23 protein-coding genes are annotated in these 19807 nt (G+C 42.4%); 15 read left to right on the top strand and 8 right to left on the bottom strand.

All coding sequences use genetic code 11. From position 1 onward, the window contains the following. The first annotated feature begins 1 nt into the window (after position 1). The 3 genes from QYB97_RS03810 (at position 2) to lpdA (ending at position 3798) form a co-directional block, all read left to right on the top strand. The gene (locus tag QYB97_RS03810) at positions 2–979 is read left to right on the top strand and encodes an alpha-ketoacid dehydrogenase subunit beta (RefSeq protein ID WP_301164603.1); all 978 of its coding nucleotides are present in this window, start codon (positions 2–4) and stop codon (positions 977–979) included. Between the two features lie 100 nt (positions 980–1079). Continuing rightward, a complete protein-coding gene (locus QYB97_RS03805; protein WP_301164602.1) occupies positions 1080–2381 on the top strand; it encodes a dihydrolipoamide acetyltransferase family protein in 1302 nt (433 codons plus the stop codon). Between the two features lie 4 nt (positions 2382–2385). Beyond that, positions 2386–3798, top strand: coding sequence for a dihydrolipoyl dehydrogenase (lpdA, locus tag QYB97_RS03800; protein WP_301164601.1), 1413 nt, complete (start codon positions 2386–2388; stop codon positions 3796–3798). Positions 3799–4321: 523 nt separating this feature from the next. Here lpdA and QYB97_RS03795 read toward each other — a convergent pair. Further along, a complete protein-coding gene (locus QYB97_RS03795) occupies positions 4322–5830 on the bottom strand; it encodes a glycine betaine uptake BCCT transporter (protein ID WP_301164917.1) in 1509 nt (502 codons plus the stop codon). Between the two features lie 162 nt (positions 5831–5992). Then, the gene (locus tag QYB97_RS03790) at positions 5993–6412 is read right to left on the bottom strand and encodes a DUF1885 family protein (protein WP_301164600.1); all 420 of its coding nucleotides are present in this window, start codon (positions 6410–6412) and stop codon (positions 5993–5995) included. A gap of 215 nt (positions 6413–6627) precedes the next feature. Between QYB97_RS03790 and QYB97_RS03785 the strand changes: the two genes are divergently transcribed. Then, complete coding sequence (locus QYB97_RS03785) at positions 6628–6927, top strand: DUF3055 domain-containing protein (protein ID WP_301164599.1); 300 nt, start codon at positions 6628–6630, stop codon at positions 6925–6927. Positions 6928–7018: 91 nt separating this feature from the next. Next, a complete protein-coding gene (locus QYB97_RS03780) occupies positions 7019–7156 on the top strand; it encodes a GapA-binding peptide SR1P (RefSeq protein ID WP_425589754.1) in 138 nt (45 codons plus the stop codon). 100 nt (positions 7157–7256) lie between these two features. Here the strand turns inward: QYB97_RS03780 and QYB97_RS03775 are convergent, their stop codons facing one another. Beyond that, positions 7257–8735, bottom strand: coding sequence for an aminotransferase class I/II-fold pyridoxal phosphate-dependent enzyme (locus QYB97_RS03775; protein ID WP_301164597.1), 1479 nt, complete (start codon positions 8733–8735; stop codon positions 7257–7259). Between the two features lie 99 nt (positions 8736–8834). On the opposite strand from QYB97_RS03775, the gene QYB97_RS03770 reads away from it, so the two are divergent. Further along, entirely contained in the window at positions 8835–9845 is a 1011-nt protein-coding gene (locus tag QYB97_RS03770; RefSeq protein ID WP_301164596.1) for an NAD(P)H-dependent flavin oxidoreductase, read from the top strand. A gap of 89 nt (positions 9846–9934) precedes the next feature. Here QYB97_RS03770 and QYB97_RS03765 read toward each other — a convergent pair whose 3' ends face one another. Next, positions 9935–10573 (bottom strand): YktB family protein, encoded by a 639-nt coding sequence (locus QYB97_RS03765; protein WP_301164595.1) that lies wholly within the window; start codon positions 10571–10573, stop codon positions 9935–9937. Positions 10574–10778: 205 nt separating this feature from the next. On the opposite strand from QYB97_RS03765, the gene QYB97_RS03760 reads away from it, so the two are divergent. From QYB97_RS03760 to QYB97_RS03750, 3 genes are all read left to right on the top strand, one after another. After that, complete coding sequence (locus tag QYB97_RS03760; protein ID WP_061969159.1) at positions 10779–10967, top strand: hypothetical protein; 189 nt, start codon at positions 10779–10781, stop codon at positions 10965–10967. Positions 10968–11130: 163 nt separating this feature from the next. Then, entirely contained in the window at positions 11131–11946 is an 816-nt protein-coding gene (locus QYB97_RS03755) for an inositol monophosphatase family protein (protein WP_301164594.1), read from the top strand. Beyond that, entirely contained in the window at positions 11936–12409 is a 474-nt protein-coding gene (locus tag QYB97_RS03750; RefSeq protein WP_301164593.1) for a GNAT family N-acetyltransferase, read from the top strand. Before QYB97_RS03755 ends, QYB97_RS03750 begins: the two co-directional genes overlap by 11 nt. Here the strand turns inward: QYB97_RS03750 and QYB97_RS03745 are convergent. Next, complete coding sequence (locus QYB97_RS03745) at positions 12406–12591, bottom strand: DUF5325 family protein (RefSeq protein WP_301164592.1); 186 nt, start codon at positions 12589–12591, stop codon at positions 12406–12408. The two genes, QYB97_RS03750 and QYB97_RS03745, sit on opposite strands and share 4 nt — an antisense overlap. A gap of 186 nt (positions 12592–12777) precedes the next feature. On the opposite strand from QYB97_RS03745, the gene typA reads away from it, so the two are divergent. From typA to QYB97_RS03730, 3 genes are read left to right on the top strand one after another with little or no spacing between them, the layout of a single operon-like run. After that, the gene (typA, locus tag QYB97_RS03740; RefSeq protein ID WP_301164591.1) at positions 12778–14616 is read left to right on the top strand and encodes a translational GTPase TypA; all 1839 of its coding nucleotides are present in this window, start codon (positions 12778–12780) and stop codon (positions 14614–14616) included. Positions 14617–14658: 42 nt separating this feature from the next. Next, positions 14659–14979, top strand: a complete 321-nt coding sequence (locus tag QYB97_RS03735; RefSeq protein ID WP_301164916.1) for a YlaH-like family protein — start codon at positions 14659–14661, stop codon at positions 14977–14979. A gap of 11 nt (positions 14980–14990) precedes the next feature. Continuing rightward, positions 14991–15260 (top strand): hypothetical protein, encoded by a 270-nt coding sequence (locus QYB97_RS03730; RefSeq protein ID WP_301164590.1) that lies wholly within the window; start codon positions 14991–14993, stop codon positions 15258–15260. Positions 15261–15271: 11 nt separating this feature from the next. On the opposite strand, the gene QYB97_RS03725 is transcribed toward QYB97_RS03730, so the two are convergent. After that, positions 15272–15721: a hypothetical protein gene (locus QYB97_RS03725; protein WP_301164589.1), complete on the bottom strand. Its 450-nt coding sequence runs from the start codon at positions 15719–15721 to the stop codon at positions 15272–15274. After that, entirely contained in the window at positions 15711–15911 is a 201-nt protein-coding gene (locus tag QYB97_RS03720) for a YlaI family protein (RefSeq protein WP_301164588.1), read from the bottom strand. The genes QYB97_RS03725 and QYB97_RS03720 overlap by 11 nt, the downstream gene beginning before the upstream one ends. A gap of 285 nt (positions 15912–16196) precedes the next feature. Between QYB97_RS03720 and QYB97_RS03715 the strand changes: the two genes are divergently transcribed. Next, on the top strand, positions 16197–17528 hold the full coding sequence (locus QYB97_RS03715; RefSeq protein WP_425589753.1) for a PhoH family protein: 1332 nt from the start codon (positions 16197–16199) through the stop codon (positions 17526–17528). A gap of 37 nt (positions 17529–17565) precedes the next feature. Here the strand turns inward: QYB97_RS03715 and QYB97_RS03710 are convergent, their stop codons facing one another. Further along, positions 17566–18063: a peptidyl-prolyl cis-trans isomerase gene (locus tag QYB97_RS03710; protein WP_301164586.1), complete on the bottom strand. Its 498-nt coding sequence runs from the start codon at positions 18061–18063 to the stop codon at positions 17566–17568. 146 nt (positions 18064–18209) lie between these two features. On the opposite strand from QYB97_RS03710, the gene QYB97_RS03705 reads away from it, so the two are divergent. Continuing rightward, entirely contained in the window at positions 18210–18491 is a 282-nt protein-coding gene (locus QYB97_RS03705) for an Fpa/YlaN family protein (protein ID WP_061969177.1), read from the top strand. Positions 18492–18643: 152 nt separating this feature from the next. After that, positions 18644–19801 carry a putative lipid II flippase FtsW gene (gene ftsW, locus QYB97_RS03700; RefSeq protein WP_301164585.1) on the top strand — a complete coding sequence of 386 codons (1158 nt, stop codon included), beginning with the start codon at positions 18644–18646 and terminating at the stop codon, positions 19799–19801. Positions 19802–19807 lie beyond the last annotated feature (6 nt).

Genomic DNA, 19807 nt, shown 5'->3' with positions numbered 1-19807 from the left:
TATGGCTCAAATGACTATGATTCAAGCAATCACAGATGCAATGCGCACTGAATTGAAAAACAACGAAAATGTTGTTGTATTCGGTGAGGATGTTGGTCAAAACGGCGGAGTTTTCCGTGCAACTGAAGGCCTTCAATCCGAATTTGGCGAAGATCGTGTATTTGATACTCCGCTTGCAGAGTCCGGAATCGGCGGTTTGGCGATCGGTCTTGGATTAACTGGTTTCCGTCCGGTTATGGAAATTCAGTTTTTCGGTTTTGTTTTTGAAGTAATGGATTCCGTGGTGGCTCAGGCTGCCCGTATGCGTTACCGTTCCGGAGGAGTATATAATTCTCCAATTACTATCCGTTCACCGTTTGGCGGTGGAGTAAAAACTCCTGAACTTCACGCAGACAACCTTGAAGGTCTTATGGCTCAGGCTCCTGGTATTAAAGTTGTAATACCTTCTACACCATATGATGCAAAAGGTCTGTTAATTTCTGCAATCCGTGATAATGATCCGGTTGTTTACCTTGAGCATATGAAATTGTACCGTTCTTTCCGCGGTGAAGTTCCGGAGGAAGAATATACAATTGAAATCGGAAAAGCTGACGTAAAACGTGAAGGAAAAGATGTTTCCATCATCACTTACGGAGCAATGGTTCACTCTTCTCTAAAAGCAGCAGAAGAGCTAGAGAAAGAAGGGATTTCCGCAGAAGTGGTTGACCTTCGTACAGTGAGCCCTCTGGACATTGACACAATCATTGCTTCTGTTGAAAAAACAGGACGAGCCATTGTTGTCCAGGAAGCACAAAAGCAAGCTGGTGTTGGCGCAACTGTTGTTGCGGAAATTAATGATCGTGCCATCCTGAGTCTTGAAGCACCTGTACTTCGTGTGGCTGCTCCTGATACGGTATTCCCGTTTGCATCAGCAGAGGACGTTTGGCTTCCTGATTATAAGGATATCGTTGAAAAGGCGAAGACAGTTTACAACTTCTAATGCTAAACAACAGATCTGAAAAAGAAATCTTTTTGATTTCTTTTTCGGCTTTTTATCCCAATAAAACATGATTAATTTTTTACTATAGGAGGCGTTGTTAGTGGCATTTGAATTTAAGCTTCCCGATATCGGTGAAGGTATCCACGAAGGCGAAATTGTTAAATGGTTTGTTAAAGCAGGAGATGAAGTCAAAGAAGACGACATCCTTCTTGAAGTTCAAAATGATAAAGCAGTAGTTGAAATCCCTTCTCCAGTAGACGGGAAAATTCTTGAAGTTAAAGTGGATGAAGGAACCGTTTCTGTTGTTGGTGATGTACTAGTAACGATTGAATCTGACAGTGAGCCACCTCCATCAGCACATGGAGATGATACTCCCGAGCAGCCAAAAGCAGAGGAAGAGAAACAGCCTGCAGCTGCTGAACCTGAACAAAAAACTGAAGCGGCAAAAACAGAACCATCCGCTGATGAATCAGCAGATGAAAACAAGCGTGTAATCGCTATGCCTTCTGTTCGCAAGTACGCTCGCGAAAAAGGCGTTGAGATTCGTAAAGTTACCGGTTCTGGCGACAATGGCCGAATCATGAAAGAAGACATCGACAAATACTTGAGCGGAGAAACAACTACTCAAGATCAGGAAGCTGTAACAGCACCTGCTGAAGCTCCTGTTGCCAAGGAAGCTCCTAAAGCCATCCCTGCGGGACAAAACGAAACGCGTGAAAAAATTAAAGGCGTACGTAAAGTTATTGCCAAAGCAATGGTTAACTCCAAGCACACAGCTCCTCACGTGACATTGATGGATGAAATCGATGTAACTGAGCTTGTTGCACACCGCAAGAAGTTCAAACAGGTTGCTGCTGATAAAGGAATTAAGCTTACGTACCTTCCATATGTCGTAAAAGCTTTAGTATCTGCTGCACGCGAATTTCCTGCAATCAATGCTTCTATTGATGATGCAAACGAAGAAATTGTTTGGAAGAACTATTACAACATCGGAATTGCCGCTGATACAGATAACGGTCTAATGGTTCCTGTCGTTAAGGATGCTGACCGTAAATCCATCTTTAAAATTTCTGCAGAAATCAACGAGCTTGCTGTTAAAGCGCGTGACGGAAAACTTTCAGCTGATGAAATGAAAGGCGGATCTGTAACGATCTCCAACATTGGTTCAGCAGGCGGACAATGGTTTACTCCAGTTATCAATCATCCTGAAGTTGCCATCCTTGGAATTGGCCGTATTGCAGAAAAAGCAGTGGTGAAAAACGGGGAAATTGTTGTAGCACCTGTGCTTGCGTTATCATTAAGCTTCGACCACCGTCTGATTGATGGTGTAACAGCTCAAAATGCGATGAATCATATTAAACGTTTATTGAACGATCCACAACTACTAGTAATGGAGGCGTAGAGAAATGGTTGTAGGTGATTTTCCGATTGAATTAGACACACTCGTAATTGGTTCCGGCCCTGGGGGATATGTGGCTGGAATCCGCGCTGCTCAGCTTGGACAGAAAGTGGCTGTAGCAGAAAAAGGTGAAATGGGCGGCGTATGCTTGAACGTTGGATGTATTCCCTCTAAAGCTTTGATCAATGCTGGACACCGTGTTGAACACGCCAAGCATTCCGATGATATGGGGATCTCTGCAGAGAACGTATCTGTGGACTTCGGCAAGGTTCAAGAATGGAAATCAGGAATTGTTAAAAAGCTGACTACTGGTGTTCAAGGTTTGCTTAAAGGAAATAAAGCGGAAATCATTCGGGGTGAAGCTTATTTCGTTAACGAAAACACTGTACGCATCATGGATGAAAAATCATCTCAAACCTATACTTTCAAAAATTGCATCATTGCAACTGGTTCTCGTCCGATCGAAATTCCTGGATTCAAATGGAGTGACCGTGTCATTTCATCCACAGGGGCACTTGCTCTTCAGGAAGTACCTAAAAAAATGGTAGTCATCGGTGGCGGGTACATCGGTATGGAGCTTGGAACTGCGTTCGCTAACTTTGGCACAGAAATTACAGTGCTTGAAGGAAGCAAACAAATCCTTCCTGGCTTTGAAAAGCAAATGAGCCAAGTGGTTTCCAAGCGCCTGAAGAAAAAAGGCAATGTAGAAGTGTTTACACAGGCTCTTGCCAAAGGCGTTGAAGAAACAAAAGATGGTGTAACCGTAACAGCTGAAATAAAAGGTGAAACAAAAACCTTTGAAGCAGATTATGTACTGGTTACTGTTGGACGCCGACCAAACACAGAAGAACTTGGCCTTGAACAAGTGGGAATTGAAATGACTGAACGCGGTTTGATCAAGATCGACAAGCAATGCCAAACAAACGTAAAAGGCATTTATGCGATCGGTGACATCGTAGAAGGCCCAGCTCTTGCTCATAAGGCTTCTTACGAAGGTAAGGTAGCGGCTGAAGCAATCAGCGGTCATCCTTCTGAAATCGACTATCTTGCCATTCCTGCTGTTGTATTTACAGATCCTGAATTGGCTACGGTCGGATTTGACGAAAAGAGTGCAAAAGAAGCTGGTTTTGAAGTAAAAGCTTCCAAATTCCCATTTGCGGCGAATGGACGTGCTCTTTCCATGAACGAGACTGATGGCTTCATGAAGCTAATCACTCGTGCTGAAGATGGATTGCTTCTTGGTGCTCAAATCGCGGGTGGCAACGCCTCCGATATGATTGCTGAGCTTGGACTTGCGATTGAAGCTGGTATGACAGCTGAAGACATTGCCATGACCATTCATGCACATCCTACTTTCGGTGAGATTTCTATGGAAGCAGCGGAAGTTGCTCTTGGTTCTCCTATTCACATCGTAAAATAAATTTTATATAAAACAGCCTTCCTTCTGGGGAAGGCTGTTTTAATATTGCAGAATTAATGTTAATGATTTATTATTCGATTCCTAAGACATATAATTCTTCGTTATTAACTATTTTTCCAGTATTAATAAACCTGTTTTTTATATAACTCAAGATTAACTTAATTCAGCAATTTTTTTCTCATATAAAAGAGGCTCTTCCATCAGGAAGAGCCTCTTTTTGTGAATTTTTAGGATTGACTGCAAAGCAGCACGCATAAAGTAGGACGGGGGGGTGCCTTTGAGAACCTTGAGCCTGTTACTTGCACTTCATGCATTGTTATGGTGCTGTTACTTTACCATCATAGGACTATCGAAGCATGACAGACCATTCTTCGAGATTTTATTATTCTTTATGTTTTTGTACTTTTCTTATTTACTGTCGGAAATGATGTGCCAGTCTAAATCGTCAGCATTGAAAAGTACAATTTTTTCATCCTTCTTATTTCTGTTAACAAAAGTTACGATGATATGGATACCACCATTATCATTTTTTTCCTTCCTGCCGTATTGCTGCCAATTCCTCGCGCAATTCTTTTACCATTGAGAACATCATGGCTATAAGGATAAAGGCAAAAGGAAATGCAGCAATAATGGCAGCCGTCTGCAGTCCCTCCAGCCCTCCGGACCAGAGAAGAACGGCGGCTGTAGCTGCCTGAACGATTCCCCAAACAAATTTGATTTTGTTTGGCGGGTTAAGGCTGCCGTTAGACGTTTGCATGCCAAGAACAAAGGTAGCAGAGTCCGCAGATGTAATAAAGAATGTGGCAATTAATAGGATTGCAATCACCGACATGATATTGCCTAAAGGTAAATGCCCAAGCATCGCAAACAGTGCCACTTCAGAGCCCTCTTTATTAATCACGTCGTTTATATGGAAATCATGGAACATTTCCAGATTGATGGCCGTTCCACCGAACACGGAAAACCAAAGTGCGCCAAAAACGGTCGGAACCAAAAGGACGCCAATGATAAACTCACGGATGGTTCGTCCCTTTGAAACACGGGCAATAAAGGTACCGACAAACGGCGCCCAAGCAATCCACCAGGCCCAATAAAAGACGGTCCAGCTTTGAATCCAGGAAGAATTTTTTGGATTAAATGTACTAAGGTTAAAACTCATGCTTGGAAGGTACTGAAGGTAACTGCCAAGAGACTGGACAAAAGCATCCATAATGAAATTGGTTGGGCCGGCAAAGAGCAATGCAACCATTAAAAGAATGGCCAAAATGATGTTCGTGTTACTCAAATATTTAATACCCTTATCCAGTCCAGTCTGGGCAGAGAACATAAACAGGAAAGTAACAATGATAATAATGATAAACTGCGTTTGAAAGTTATTAGAGAAATCTGTTAGGTAAGATATTCCTCCACTAATCTGAATTGCTCCAAGTCCAAGCGAAGTGGCTACCCCAAAGACTGTGGCAAAAACAGCAATGACATCAATGGTTTTTCCGATTGGACCATTGACCCGGTCCCCGATAAGCGGGGTGAAGATAGCGGAAATTAATCCAGGAGCGTTTTTCCGGAATTTAAAGTAGGCCAATGATAATCCGATCAGAGTATATATCCCCCACGGATGGAGTCCCCAATGGAAAAAACTATAGCGAAGCGCGTTTTGTGCAGCCTGAGGGCTTGCAGCCTCGCCATTTGGCGGAGTGAAATAATGGCTGATTGGCTCCGCCACTCCCCAGAAAACAAGACCAATACCCATACCGGCACTGAAAAGCATTGCAAACCAGGTAATCGTACTGTATTCTGGACGATCGTCAGGCTTGCCTAAACGAATCCTTCCAAACTTGCTGAATGCAAGGAATAAGACAAATACGAGGAAGGCCGTTGCAGAAAGCAAGTAAAACCAGCCAAACTTGTCCTGCAGGAAAGTTTGAATGGAAGTTGCAATCTTGGCGAATTGCTTTGGAGCAATTATGCCTGGAGCGATAAATAATATAGATATAATTAGGGATACGATAAAAACTGTGTTCGATTTTTTGATAATGTTTCACACCTTTACTTTTAAATATTGGATTTTATGTTCGGCCCTAAGTATAGTCTTTCCACATCCCCCCAACTTAATAGGATACAGAACATAAAAAAAGAAGTCTAACCATAAGGCAGGACTTCGTCCACAAATATTCCCCTGTACTGCAAACCCGCATCATTTTCTTTTATAATAGTACATAATTCTCCCATTAAATAAATGCAGCTCGGCATTCAGCTGCTTGGCCAGGAACTTGCAGAATTCGTTTGCTTTTCCTTTATCACCATGGGTAAATCCCTCAGGAAGGGTAATTTGAATATAGGGGGTAGTTGGACAGGTTCCTGATTCATTATCTACCCCAACCATAATATATTTAAACCGCTGTTCTTTACTTTTCAAATAAAACCATTTTCCTTTCCCGTGGCTCTTCTCTTCCATGTTATAAGGAAACGCTGATTCTCCATATTCCCAGCCTAATTGAGAGCCGGTTTTACCGGTAATTTCTTTGTAATAGCGAAACAGATCCTTTACTTCATCGATGGTTATGACTTGCTGTTTTGAAGCAGGCACCAATTTAATATAAGCATTTTCTTGCAATGGAAATCTCCGCCTTTCTTTATTAGCTCTTCATAACTTGTTAAGATAAGTTTATCATTATTTAAAATATTTTGACAATAAGGTTTATTTGCTGTCCCAATAGGGAAAAAGATATAAATTGCAAGTTGTTATAAATCACATTTCAGCGAATATAGTTATGATATATTGCAAGCATAGCAGCCCGCTTTACGAACGAAATTAAAGGAGGGGTTACTGTGGAGATATTTGAAAAGCTATACGATGAACAAGAAAATGTGGGTGTAAGATTCGTAGGTTTTACCACAGAAGACGTCCGTTATGATTTTGGGATTGTTCACACGAATATGTTTTTCGGAAAACCGCTGGTTATCTGTATGCAGACAGGACGCTCTGCACTTTTAGATGCCAATGACTTGCAAAATCATGAATACTTGCAACGGGTATTCCAGATACATTCATTAAAGGAAGCAAAAGATTTATCTCTGTTTTTTGAAGAGACAGTTCCCCACATACCTGCTTCTGAACAGTATGATTAATTATCCTAATTAAATAAATGTGTCACACTAATTAAGTGTTGACAAAACGAATGTGACATAATAATATGGAGATAAGAATAACAGCGCTTACATGAAAAGGAGATGTTTTGTGATGGGAGAAATCATTTGCCAAACATGTGACAACACTATTGAACATTTTGAAGACGAAAAAGTGACGAAATTATATTCAAATAAATGCCCGAACTGCTCAAGCAAAAACGACAAATAATTATGTAGAAACGTGAAAAGGCCCTGAGTGGAAGTGAGTGGGGTCTTTTTTCTTTGCAATAAAAAATAAAGAAGGAGCCTGGATTTCCAGGCTCCTTTCTTTATCGGATTGCAATATGCTCTTTGATGACTTTGATCATTTTCAATTCGGGATCTTCAGGCCCTTGTACGGGCAGACCTGCTTCAATCGTTTCTTTAACGTAATTAAGGTTCTCTTGAGTAATAATTTCGCCAGGGATAAAAATCGGTATGCCGGGCGGGTATACCATTAAGAACTCTGCGATGATTCTTCCGGCAGATTCTTCAAACGGAATGCTTTCGGTATCCGCATAAAAGGCATCGCGCGGTGACAAGGCCAGAACCGGGATATCCGGAACATGGACCGGCAGGGGCTGCACAGGCTTGCCGCCCGGGTTCTTCCCAAAATGGTCTGCCATTTCTTTTAAAGCATGAACAAGGACCATGATATTTTTTTCATGATCTGCGGTTGTGATTAAACAAAGGATATTATACAGATCAGAGAGTTCAACTTCGATATTATGTTCCTCGCGCAGCCATACCTCTGCATCATAGCCTGTGATGCCAAGATCCTTTACTGAAATCAACAGTTTTGTAGGGTCCAGGTCATAGGTTGCTTCTTTTCCCAATATTTCTTCTCCAACGCAGTACAGCAAAGGAATCTGATTAATTTTCTCACGGGCGTCATTTGCTAATTTAATGGCTTTTTCTATGATGCTGTATCCTTCGGTAGCCAGACGCTTACGGGCTGTATCAAGTGATGCCAGCAGAATATAAGAAGTAGATGTAGTAGTAAGCATACTTAGAATGGTTTGAACACGTTTCGCCGAAACAAGCCCTTCTTTTATATTCAGTATTGAACTTCCTGTCAGAGATCCGCCCAATTTATGAACAGAGGTCGCTGCCATGTCTGCCCCAGCCTGCATAGCTGATAAAGGCATTTTATCGTGGAAATGTATAAGTACCCCATGAGCTTCATCAACAAGTACTGGAACCTGATTGCTATGGGCAATGTCCACAATTTCACTCAAGTTGGCGGAAATGCCATAATATGTTGGATTGATGACAAGAACCGCTTTGGCGTCCGGGTTTTGCTCAAGCGCCTTTTTAACACTCTGAGGTGTGATGCCATGAGAAATACCCAGATCACGGTCAATTTCAGGATGTATAAAGACAGGAGTGGCTCCGGAAAAGACGATTGCTGTCATGATGGATTTATGCACATTTCTCGGCACAATAATTTTATCTCCCGGGGAAACAACAGACATAATCATCGTCATGATAGCGCCGCTAGTCCCTTGGACAGAAAAAAACGTATGGTCAGCCCCAAACGCCTGGGCAGCCAAATCCTGGGCGTGCTTGATCATCCCTTTAGGCTGGTGAAGATCATCAAGTGGTGCAATATTAATCAAATCAATGGATAATGCATTTTCCCCTATAAAATCCCTGAATTCAGGATCCATTCCCTGGCCTTTTTTATGGCCGGGAATATGAAATTGATAAGGGTTGCGTTTGGCATGCTTTTTCAGGCCGGTAAATAAAGGGGTTTCGTGTTGTGACAATTCAGACACCTCATCTATAATGAACTTAATTCGTTTTTTTATATACGTACATAGTAAAAGTAAAACAAAAGACAGTATATCAGATTCTAACGGTTTTGTATGCAAAGAAATCAAAAAAGAAGGATAGGGGAGGAAAAGAAGATGAATACGAAAATTACGGAGCTGCTGGGAATAAGATATCCGATTATACAAGGAGGATTGGCTTATCTTGCTTATTCGAAACTCGCTTCCGCTGTATCGAATGCCGGGGGGCTTGGACAAATTACTGCAATGTCACTTGAAACACCGGAGCTTCTAAAAGAAGAAATCAAAAAAACGAAGGAAATGACACCTTATCCTTTTGGAGTGAATTTCGCCATAGGGCAGCATGGACGCCCCAACGAGCACATGGTGGAGGCGGCGCTTGAAGAGGGAGTTCCAGTCATCAGTATGACAGGTGGAAATCCTGCAGGACTTTTCCGGTTGCTTGAAGGAGTATCTGTCAAAAAACTCGTGCTTGTGGCATCCGCCAGGCAGGCTGTGAAGGCGGAACAGCTCGGGGCGGATGCTGTAATGGCTGTCGGACAGGAAGGTGGGGGGCATATAGGAAGAGACGATGTAGGAACGATGGTTCTGATTCCGCAGGTTGTCGATGCGGTTTCCATACCGGTTATTGCGTCTGGAGGGATTGGCGATGGCAGGGGATTGATGGCGGCGCTGGCCCTCGGGGCAGAAGGCATTGAAATGGGTACAAGGTTTATCGCCACGAAGGAATGTGAGCATGCCCATTCTTCTTATAAAGAAGCACTTGTTAAAGGTCATGAGATGGACACGGCTGTTATTAAACGATCCCTGGGGGCGCCTGGAAGGGCTGTAGCCAACAGCTGGACTCAGTTTATTCTCTCGCGTGAGGAAGATGGAGCGGGATATGAAGCACTTAAAGATCTGATCAGTGGAGAGCGGAATAAAAGCTATATATATGAAGGAAAGGCAGACGAGGGTTTTGGTTGGGCCGGTCAGGTGATGGGGAGAATTCAGGATGTCCCTTCGGTCAAGGAACTCATCGGCCGCATGATCGGTGAGACGGTCGAGATACGCAAAAGGTGGGCGGAGGACCGATTAAAAAAATAAAAAACATTCTACCCAAACATTTTTTAACGCCAACAATATAATGGTGGTAAGAAGAGGAGAAACCTTCTCCCCTTCCTGCCAAGCCAAACTTATTCGGAATATATCTTCTTTTTCAGCTCGTACAAAGGCATGAGGGTTTTAAAAACCGATTCAGTTCTATGAATAAACACGTTTCCGTCCATCTGTACAGCTTTCTCTTTTGGAATATGTATTCCGCACAGTAGTTCTGCTTTTTTCACATTAGCCAAGGTATTTATAAAATCAGGAAGTTTGCCTTTTTTCACATCCCGGTGCAAAAAGGCATCGGGCTTCATATGATCTTGTGACCATACAAAGTCATCAGGAATGGCTTTACTGACTGTTTTCAGCTCTTTTTTTAATAACGCTGCAAATTCTTTTTTTACGGGAGACTCATAGATGACAGCAAACCAGATGAAAATATGGGTTTCAAAAAGTCCGATCTGAAAGTGAGGCAGCATTTTATACCCGCGATTGCTGCTTGAGAAGGCCACCCATGTATCATTGGGAGGATTAACAGTCCTTCGGGCATGTTTTGCCACATGATAAAACATTTCTTCTCCGGTGGAAGAAGAAAGCTCCAAAGCAAAATGCTTTCCAAGCTCCTCCAGCTTCGGTCTGACCCTTTCGATCAATTTCTCCATTCTCACCTCCAGGCCATCAATGGCAAATACAGAAAAATCGTTCTCGTTAAATCCGTTAAAATGCATTGTCGTTCCTCCTGCTAAAAAAAACGTAATTGTCGTTCAGGTTAGTAGTTTACCACAGTCCGCAATATATGCTACTTTTATATATTTTTATTAAAAAAAGAGAATAAGGTTGCATTAAGCAAAAGTCAATCATATGATAGAAGACAATATCAAAAATCAGAATATTTAGTATTCTTATAAACGAAAGAAAGGATGTGGAAAGTGTATGAAACAAGTCATTCAAACCCTAAAGCGAACGGACGCAGAACGCAGAATCCCTGTATTAAAACTTGAAATCGACTATGAATTGTCCACCCTTTTCGATGCGCTGCAAAATAAAAACACAAAACAAATCAATGAGTCGAAGCGGAAGCTGGAGAAATTACGCCAAGAGCTAGTGAGACTAGAAGCATGATCACAACTGATACGGGGTAAAAAAACGAACCTGATCTAATGCAGGGTCGTTTTTTTTGGTGTTAGAGAAGAGTTCTTTACCCAATAGGCATTGTATGGTTATGTTGGGGTCGAGTAGTGGTAACATATAGTATAGGAAGCACGAGACAAGGAGTGGATATAAAATGGATAACGCAAAGCTCACGGAACTTTATGATACGGCAAAAAGCTGGGTGTTTGAAGCTGGAGAGATCATTAAGCGTTCTTTTTCAAATGAATTGACCATTACATACAAATCACATGCTGCTGATCTTGTAACGGATATGGATAAGGGAATTGAACAGTTTTTTATTGATAAAATCAAAAATAAATATCCGGATCACGAAATCTTGGGTGAAGAGGGATATGGGGATAAGGTTAAAGACCTCGACGGTACAGTTTGGATCATAGATCCAATTGATGGTACTACGAACTTTGTTCACCAACAATTGAACTTTGCCATTTCGGTCGGCATCTTTCATGACGGAGAAGAAAAGCTGGCTTTCATATATGATGTGGTTCGAAATGAGCTGTTTCACTGCAAGGCTGGTGAAGGGCTGTATTTAAATGAGGACAAATTGCCCCGGCTTGAAGAAACGACACTTGATAAATCGGTCATAGGGCTCAATGCGACTTGGATTACACCGAACCCAAAAATTGATCACCAGCTTCTCTTGCCGCTGGTCAGAAAATCACGCGGAACCAGATCGTATGGCACCGCAGCCATCGAGCTTGCTTATGTTGCCTGCGGCCGCCTGGATGCGTATTTAACCATGAGACTGTCGCCCTGGGATTTTGCAGCTGGCTATATTTTAATCAAAGAAGCCGGGGGGATCATATCAGACATGAATGGGGAGGAAGTGAATGTGCTCGGGAAAACAAGCATTTTTGCAGCAAAGCCTTCCCTGCACCAAGAAATTCTTGGCTTCATTTCACAAGGTAAAGATGACAATGGACAGTAGGCTGTTAGTAAAGGACGACCTTCCATTTTTTAAACAAATGATTCTTTCCTCGCCGAGTTGGCTGGTGGAGGAAGGGCTGCCAGGTGAAATTCGTACAGCTGAGCTTGAGTCCTATATGAAAAAGTATGACCATACAGGCGGAGAATGGCTGATCTGGATTGAAAACGGACAAAAAATAGGAGCAACGTATCTTGTATACGCTGCTCCTTCTAATGGGAAGCCATGGCTTGGTACCATTCTTGTTGACCCTGAAAAGAGAAACCAGGGTAATGCACGCCAAATCGTGGCTGATTGCTGCAGAAAGGTGGAAACCATCACCCCGGTTCTGTTTTCTGCAGTACCAGTCTTTAACCAGGACTGGATTCTTTTTTTGAATCATACCGGTTTTGAGCAAATAGGTCTGGAAAAAGATGAAAATGGAAAAGAATATATAAAGTTCGCTAAAGCTGTTACTTCGGCTTAAGCGTTGTTTCTTTCTCTGAATTTCTTTTTCAAAGAAAAACCATAGCCCATTAGGAAAAAGACAGCGACAATGGCAATAATGGCGATTAGCCAGCTGTGTTGTCCTATGGCTACGCCGATGAGTGCAATGCTGAACGTCGTTAATACGGCGATCACTAAAAAGATGATATTTTCAGCTTTCATAATAAACCCTCCAATCCTCCCTATTATAAGTATAGTGTAACTAATTTTTCAAAAAAGAAAAAGATTGTTGTACTTTGTGGTATAATAGTAAAGTTGAAAATCAATACCCAAATTACAGAAAAAATATCCAGACTGGCACTGGGAATTTTATAAATAAAAAGATAGGACCTTTAAGGAGAGATTAATTTGAATTTAAGAACAGACATTAAGAACATCGCGATTATTGCGCACGTTGACCACGGGAAAACAACACTCGTGGACCAAATGCTTCATCAGTCAGGAACATTCCGCTCAAATGAACATGTAAATGAACGGGCAATGGACTCCAATGACCTTGAAAAAGAACGCGGGATTACCATCCTTGCTAAAAATACAGCAATCAATTATGAAGGAAGCCGAATCAACATCATGGATACACCAGGACATGCCGATTTCGGCGGTGAAGTTGAACGGATCATGAAAATGGTGGACGGAGTGCTTTTGGTAGTTGATGCCTATGAAGGATGCATGCCGCAAACCCGCTTCGTTTTGAAAAAGGCGCTTGAGCAAAAGCTTACACCTATCGTTGTCGTAAATAAAATTGACCGTGACTTTGCACGTCCTGAAGAAGTGGTTGATGAAGTAATCGACTTATTTATCGAGCTTGGTGCAGACGAAGACCAGTTGGAATTCCCGGTAGTTTATGCTTCAGCCATCAATGGTACAGCAAGCACAGACCCAAGCCAGCAGGATGAAAACATGAAAGCTCTCTTTGATTCCATCATTGAGAACATTCCTTCTCCAGTGGATAACAGTGCTGAACCGCTTCAATTCCAAATCGCATTGCTTGATTACAATGATTATCTTGGTCGTATTGGTATTGGCCGCGTATTCAGAGGAACCATGCATGTCGGCCAATCTGTATCGTTGATGAAACTGGATGGATCGGTGAAAAAGTTCCGTGTAACCAAAATATTCGGCTTTATGGGGCTTAAACGAGTTGAAATTCAGGAAGCAAAAGCCGGCGACCTGGTTGCCGTATCTGGTATGGAAGAAATCAATGTTGGTGAAACAGTTTGTCCAGAAGGCCAGGAAGAGGCGCTTCCGGTTCTTCGTATTGATGAGCCTACATTGAAAATGACCTTCCTGGTAAACAACTCGCCATTTGCAGGCCGTGAAGGGAAATATGTTACATCTCGAAAAATTGAAGAACGTCTTCGTTCCCAGCTGGAAACAGATGTTTCTTTACGCGTAGATAATACAGATTCACCAGATGCATGGATTGTCTCCGGACGTGGTGAATTGCACCTATCCATCTTGATTGAAAACATGAGACGTGAAGGATATGAACTTCAAGTTTCAAAACCGGAAGTTATCGTAAGAATGATTGACGGTGTTCAATCCGAACCGGTTGAACGCGTACAAATTGACGTTCCTGAAGAATACACTGGAGCGGTAATGGAATCTCTTGGTGCAAGAAAAGGTGAAATGCTGAATATGATCAACAACGGATCTGGTCAAGTAAGACTTGAATTTATGGTTCCAGCCCGCGGTTTGATCGGCTATTCAACAGAATTCCTTTCCCAAACGCGCGGATACGGAATACTCAACCATACGTTTGACAGCTACCAGCCAATTCACCAGGGACAGGTTGGAGGACGCCGTCAGGGTGTTCTTGTATCCATGGAGCATGGTAAAGCAAGCCAATACGGCATTCTAAACGTAGAAGACCGCGGAACCATCTTCGTGGAACCTGGAACTGAGGTTTATGAAGGAATGATCGTCGGCGAACACACTCGTGAGAATGATATTACCGTAAACATTACAAAAGTGAAGCAAATGACTAATATGCGTTCTGCCAACAAAGACCAAACTGTCAGCATGAAGAAGCCTCGTTCTATGTCTCTTGAGGAGTCGCTCGAATACCTGAACGAAGATGAATACTGTGAGGTTACACCGGAGAGCATCCGTCTTCGTAAAAAAATCCTTGATAAAAATGAACGCGAACGTATGGCCAAGAAGAACAAACTAGCCAGTCAAAACTAATGATGTCCGGGTGGGGTGTAAGTGATGAATGATAAAAAGGTCATGTCTGCGACGGGTGAAGATTCTTCACCCATCGCACTTCTCTTAGGAATCAATGAGCATCCGGTAGCAGGATTCTTTTTGTTGTATCTGGTAATCACGTTATTGACGATTCTCGTCTATAAGCTTGGGTTTGCTAAAAAGCTTCCTCCATTGAAATCAGCTGTTATATATATTCTTTTGGTGCTGGGATGTTTTCCGCTTACGTTTTTTGGAATCGGCCTGCCGGTAGCGGAAGGCCTGCTATGTGCAGCTGCGGTGCTTATTATTTATAAAGTCCGCCTGCATCAAAGCAAACGCAGTAATAAAGCCGAAAACCTTTAAGGAGCAAAATAATGACCTTGCAGGACGCGCTTTACAATTGGCTTAGTATCAAAAAAGTGGCAGAGGAACGACCAGAAGATCAAGCTGCAAAAGAAACCTTACAGTTTTTTGACGAAATCCTGCGCGAAGATCACCATGTTTTAAATCTTTCAGTTAATCTGCAGGAAGAGAACTATGAAGTGGGATTCATGATTGAAACCACCCGCCATAAAACGTCATTCCCCCGTGACTACATTGATGCTTTATGGGAATCCATCGAAGCAGAACCCAAATATAATTAAAAACGCCCTGATCATGGAGAGCAATCCATGTCAGGGCGTTTTTTATTTTGAATCAGGCCAGCCAAAACGACAGCATACAGCATATGCCCCGAAAACCAGAACAGGATGGCAACCCAGTCGTTCCAAGCAGGGGCCGGAGTGACGGACAGTTTTGTCAGGGGGAAGTATAATAAGGCAGCGAACAGACTGAGCGAAAAGGAGATCCGCCAGTAATTCCAAGAAAGGCGAAAGCTAAGATAAACGGCAGTCATACCAATAATGCAGGAGACAAGCAAATGCAATAAAAACTGTGACCATTCTGAAGAGAAAAGGGGGAGAAGGAAAGGCATGAAATCAATATTAATAAGAAGGGTGTAAACACGGACACCAGTTACCAGCTGTACACTTAAAAGAAAGAAACCCAGCACACACCCCGAAAGAAAGCCGGCCCACAGGCCGGCAGCAACAGATTTACCATTCATTTTCTTTGTCAGGTGTCCGGTACAAGAGAAAATTCCCGGTTGCTATTCTTTTATGGGTTTTATCAGTAATACGCTCCTGGCATTTTTCACACATAAAGGTGTGAATTGGCCGATTTCTCAGCCGCTTGGCCAGTGAGGATTGATCTTCGATGGATTGAATGGAATCACACAATACACATTTTACACGCATAATACATTCACCTCTATTTTTTGGTGCTGTTCTTATTATAGCAAAAAATGGGCGTTAAGAAACAATCATTCTCTGAATGGTTCAGAAACAAAGAAAGGAGGGTGTTGTGGTTCTTTTTTCTGCAATTTACATTGATTCCTTCTAACTTTATTGCTGTGTTCATACATTGAATTATAGTCCGTCCCGGCAGAGCCATACAACCGCCGGGGTTATACGCACCGTATTTTCCGTTTTAATATTAACACTGCCCATTATTAACAAATAATGTCAGGAGGCTGTGTAGGATTGGATAAAATATATGTCCTTGATACTAACGTTCTTTTACAGGATCCGTATTCTATATTCTCATTTGGCAATCAAGAAGTGGTAATTCCGGCAATTGTACTTGAAGAAGTGGATTCGAAAAAAAGATACATGGATGAAATCGGAAGAAACGCACGTGAAGTATCAAGGCTCATCGATAAGCTAAGAACGAAGGGGAAGCTTCATGAAAATATCCCGCTGGATCATGGCGGCACATTGCGCGTGGAGCTGAATCATAAATCATTCCAGAGGCTTCAGGAAACCTTCTCTGAACATACAAATGACAACCGGATACTTGCGGTTGCACTGAACCTGGCAGTTGAAGAAAAAGGAAAAGAAAATGGGAAAGAGGTTATTCTGGTCAGCAAAGACGTTCTTGTGAGAGTTAAAGCTGACGCCTTAGGCATTCAGGCCGAAGATTTTTTAAGTGACCGGGTGGTGGACAGGGATGAACAAACGTACCTGGGCTATAAAGAAATTTATGTAGCGAGCGAAGTGCTCGATAAATTTTACGAAAAGCATGAGCTGGCGACAATTGAGATAGCTAATCATTCCTTTTATCCCCACCAGTTTTTGATTATGAAGGATCTTTACAGAAGTTCAGTCTCGGCCCTGGCAAGGGTGGAAGATAACGGAAAGAAAATCAAGCCTCTTCTTTTTGACGGAGATTCGGTTTGGGGCATCAAACCCAGGAATGTCCAGCAAAAGATGGCCATTGAATTGCTGTTGAGAAACGATGTACACCTTGTGACGCTGATCGGCAAGGCGGGTACCGGGAAAACACTCCTGACACTGGCTGCGGGCTTGCTTCAGACTGAAGACCTGAAAAATTATATTAAGCTGTTTATTGCGCGGCCCATTGTACCGGTAGGAAAAGATATTGGATATCTGCCCGGGGAAAAGGATGAAAAGCTGAAACCCTGGATGCAGCCTATCTATGATAATTTAGAGTATTTATTTAATGCAAAAAAACAGGGGGAGCTGGAAAAAATTCTTGCTGGAATCGGTTCTATTCATGTTGAGGCACTCACCTATATACGGGGCAGGAGTCTCCCGGATCAATTTATCATCATCGATGAGGCTCAGAACCTGACCAAGCATGAGGTGAAGACGATTCTTACACGGGTGGGAGAAGGTAGCAAAGTGATACTTTTGGGAGATCCAAAACAAATTGATCATCCCTATTTGGATGAATTTACGAACGGGCTCACATATGTAGTTGAAAAATTCAAAGATCAGAGCATAAGTGGACATGTGCGGCTTGAGAAAGGTGAGCGATCAAGCCTTGCACAGCTGGCAGCCGATTTGCTTTAATCCGGTTATTAAATAAACCTGATGCAGGGCATCAGGTTTATTTAATAATAAATTTTCGTATGTTTTTTACTGGATTATCCTTGTTTCTTCCGTCGCCATAATAAAAATGGACCGGGCCGTCTTCCCTAAGCGGTTTTCCCTCTAATGAGAATCCAAGAATGGCTTTCATGCCTTCTTCAAGTGCCATTTCCAGATTTCCGTCTAAAGATTGAACTTCAAGGACAGAGGCATTGGAATCAGGCTGGGCATTTTTAATAAAATGGGACAAGGCAATGGCAAACGTACCGGTTGAAATCGTTTCTTTTAACGACTTATTCGGTTTGTTTTTTTTCTCCGGAGGGGCAGAACCTTCAGTTAATTCTCTGTCCCAGTGGGAGGACACTGCTTTTAAATATTTTTCTTCTTCACTTTCAAGATCCTCGTCACGGTTGAAATAGGTGGTCAGATCAAACTTTCTTTCATCAAAAATAAAAACACCCGGATCGATGGCAAGTTTGTATTTTACGTTTCCCGTCAACTCCAGAACAAAATCCATAGTACCAAGCTCCTATTTGTTGTATAGTTATGTTATATCCTCATACATTCTAACATGAATAAGCATAATACGGTAATTTGTTGATTTTTTGCCTGTATCACGCTATATTAAAGAGTAGAAAGCCAGAGTAGAACGGAGGGATTATATTGTCACCTGAGATGGCAACAGGACATCGTGAAAAGGCATTTGAACTGTTACAGGCAGATGCAGCGAAGATTCTGAAATTAATCGAAGTGCAGATGGAAAACCTGACAATGCCGCAATGTCCCCTCTATGAGGAAGTGCTGGATACCCAAATGTTCGGACTCTCCCGGGAGATTGATTTTGCAGTAAGGCTGAACCTGGTGGATGAAGAAGATGGGAAAGGTTTGCTAGAATCACTTGAGCGACAGCTAACCGCTTTGCATGAAGCATCCATGCGGAAATAATAAATGACTCAAACCGTCGGTGAATGGTTTGAGTTTTTTTATTTTGTGGCATTAATGTGTGTTAAACTATTTTTAACTTCATCATACAGTGGGAAAGTGTAGGGCAGGTACGAAAACTGTTAGGGAAAAGACTACATAAAGGATGTAAGAGCATGTTAAAGAAAATGTTTCGCCACTATGACTATTCACTTGTCATTGCTATTTTGCTGTTGTGTGCAATCGGGCTTGTCATGGTGTACAGTGCAAGTATTATTGTTTCGATTAACCGTTTCGGCTATGAAAGCAGCTTCTTTTTTGTACGGCAGCTTGTCTTTCTCGTTGCTGGTTTGTTTTGCTTCCTGATCGCAATGATCATTCCCTATCAGCTCTATAAAAAATTGATTGTTCCTATCGTTTTTGGGTCAATCGCGCTATTGGTGGCTGTTCTTTTTATCGGACGTACTACGAACAATGCGCAGAGCTGGATTGATATAGGAGGCATCGGATTCCAGCCTTCTGAATTTGTCAAACTGGGACTGACGATCTATCTGGCAGCTATTTTCTCGAAGAAAAAAGACAAACTCGAAAATTTTGCAGCAAGTGCTCCGCCCATCAGTATATTCGGTATTATTTTTATACTGATTATGAAACAGCCTGATTTGGGGACAGGCATGATCATTGCTGCCACTACAGGTGTCATTATTTTAAGTTCTGGAATGAAGCCAGTCCATAAGCTGCTGTTGATCATATCAGCTGTAGTGATCATTGCTCTCGGTTCACAGGTTCTCTCAGATGAACAGAAGTCGAGGTTTACGGCCGCGTATGCGCCTTTTTCTGATCCTGAAGGAAAAGGATTTCAGCTTGTAAACTCCTATCTGGCAATCGGCCATGGCGGATTATCGGGCACAGGACTCGGACAAAGCATTCAAAAGTACGGATTTTTACCTGAACCGCACACCGATTTCATTATTGCTGTCATTTCTGAAGAACTCGGCTTTTGGGGTGTGGCGGCTGTTGTTGGTTTAATTGCTTTTGTCGTAATCAAAGGATTTATTACTGGTTTGCGGAGCAGGGATACATACGGCAGCCTGCTCGCATTTGGCATCTCGGGAATGGTTGGCATTCAGGCGACTGTCAACCTTGGTGCTGCCATTGGCCTTTTACCGGTTACCGGTGTCCCGCTGCCGTTTATTTCTTATGGTGGTTCATCTCTAGTATTGCTGTTAATTTCCATGGGGATTCTCGTCAATATATCCTGTCATGTGAATTATAAAAGGAAGCATCAAAATCCGGAACAAGCCCCAGTAAAAGGAGATTTGCGAGCGGTCTGAAATCCG

Source organism: Fictibacillus fluitans, assembly GCF_030418125.1.
GTDB classification, from domain to species: Bacteria; Bacillota; Bacilli; order Bacillales; family Fictibacillaceae; genus Fictibacillus_C; species Fictibacillus_C fluitans.
This window is presented reverse-complemented; position numbering and strand designations above follow the sequence as displayed.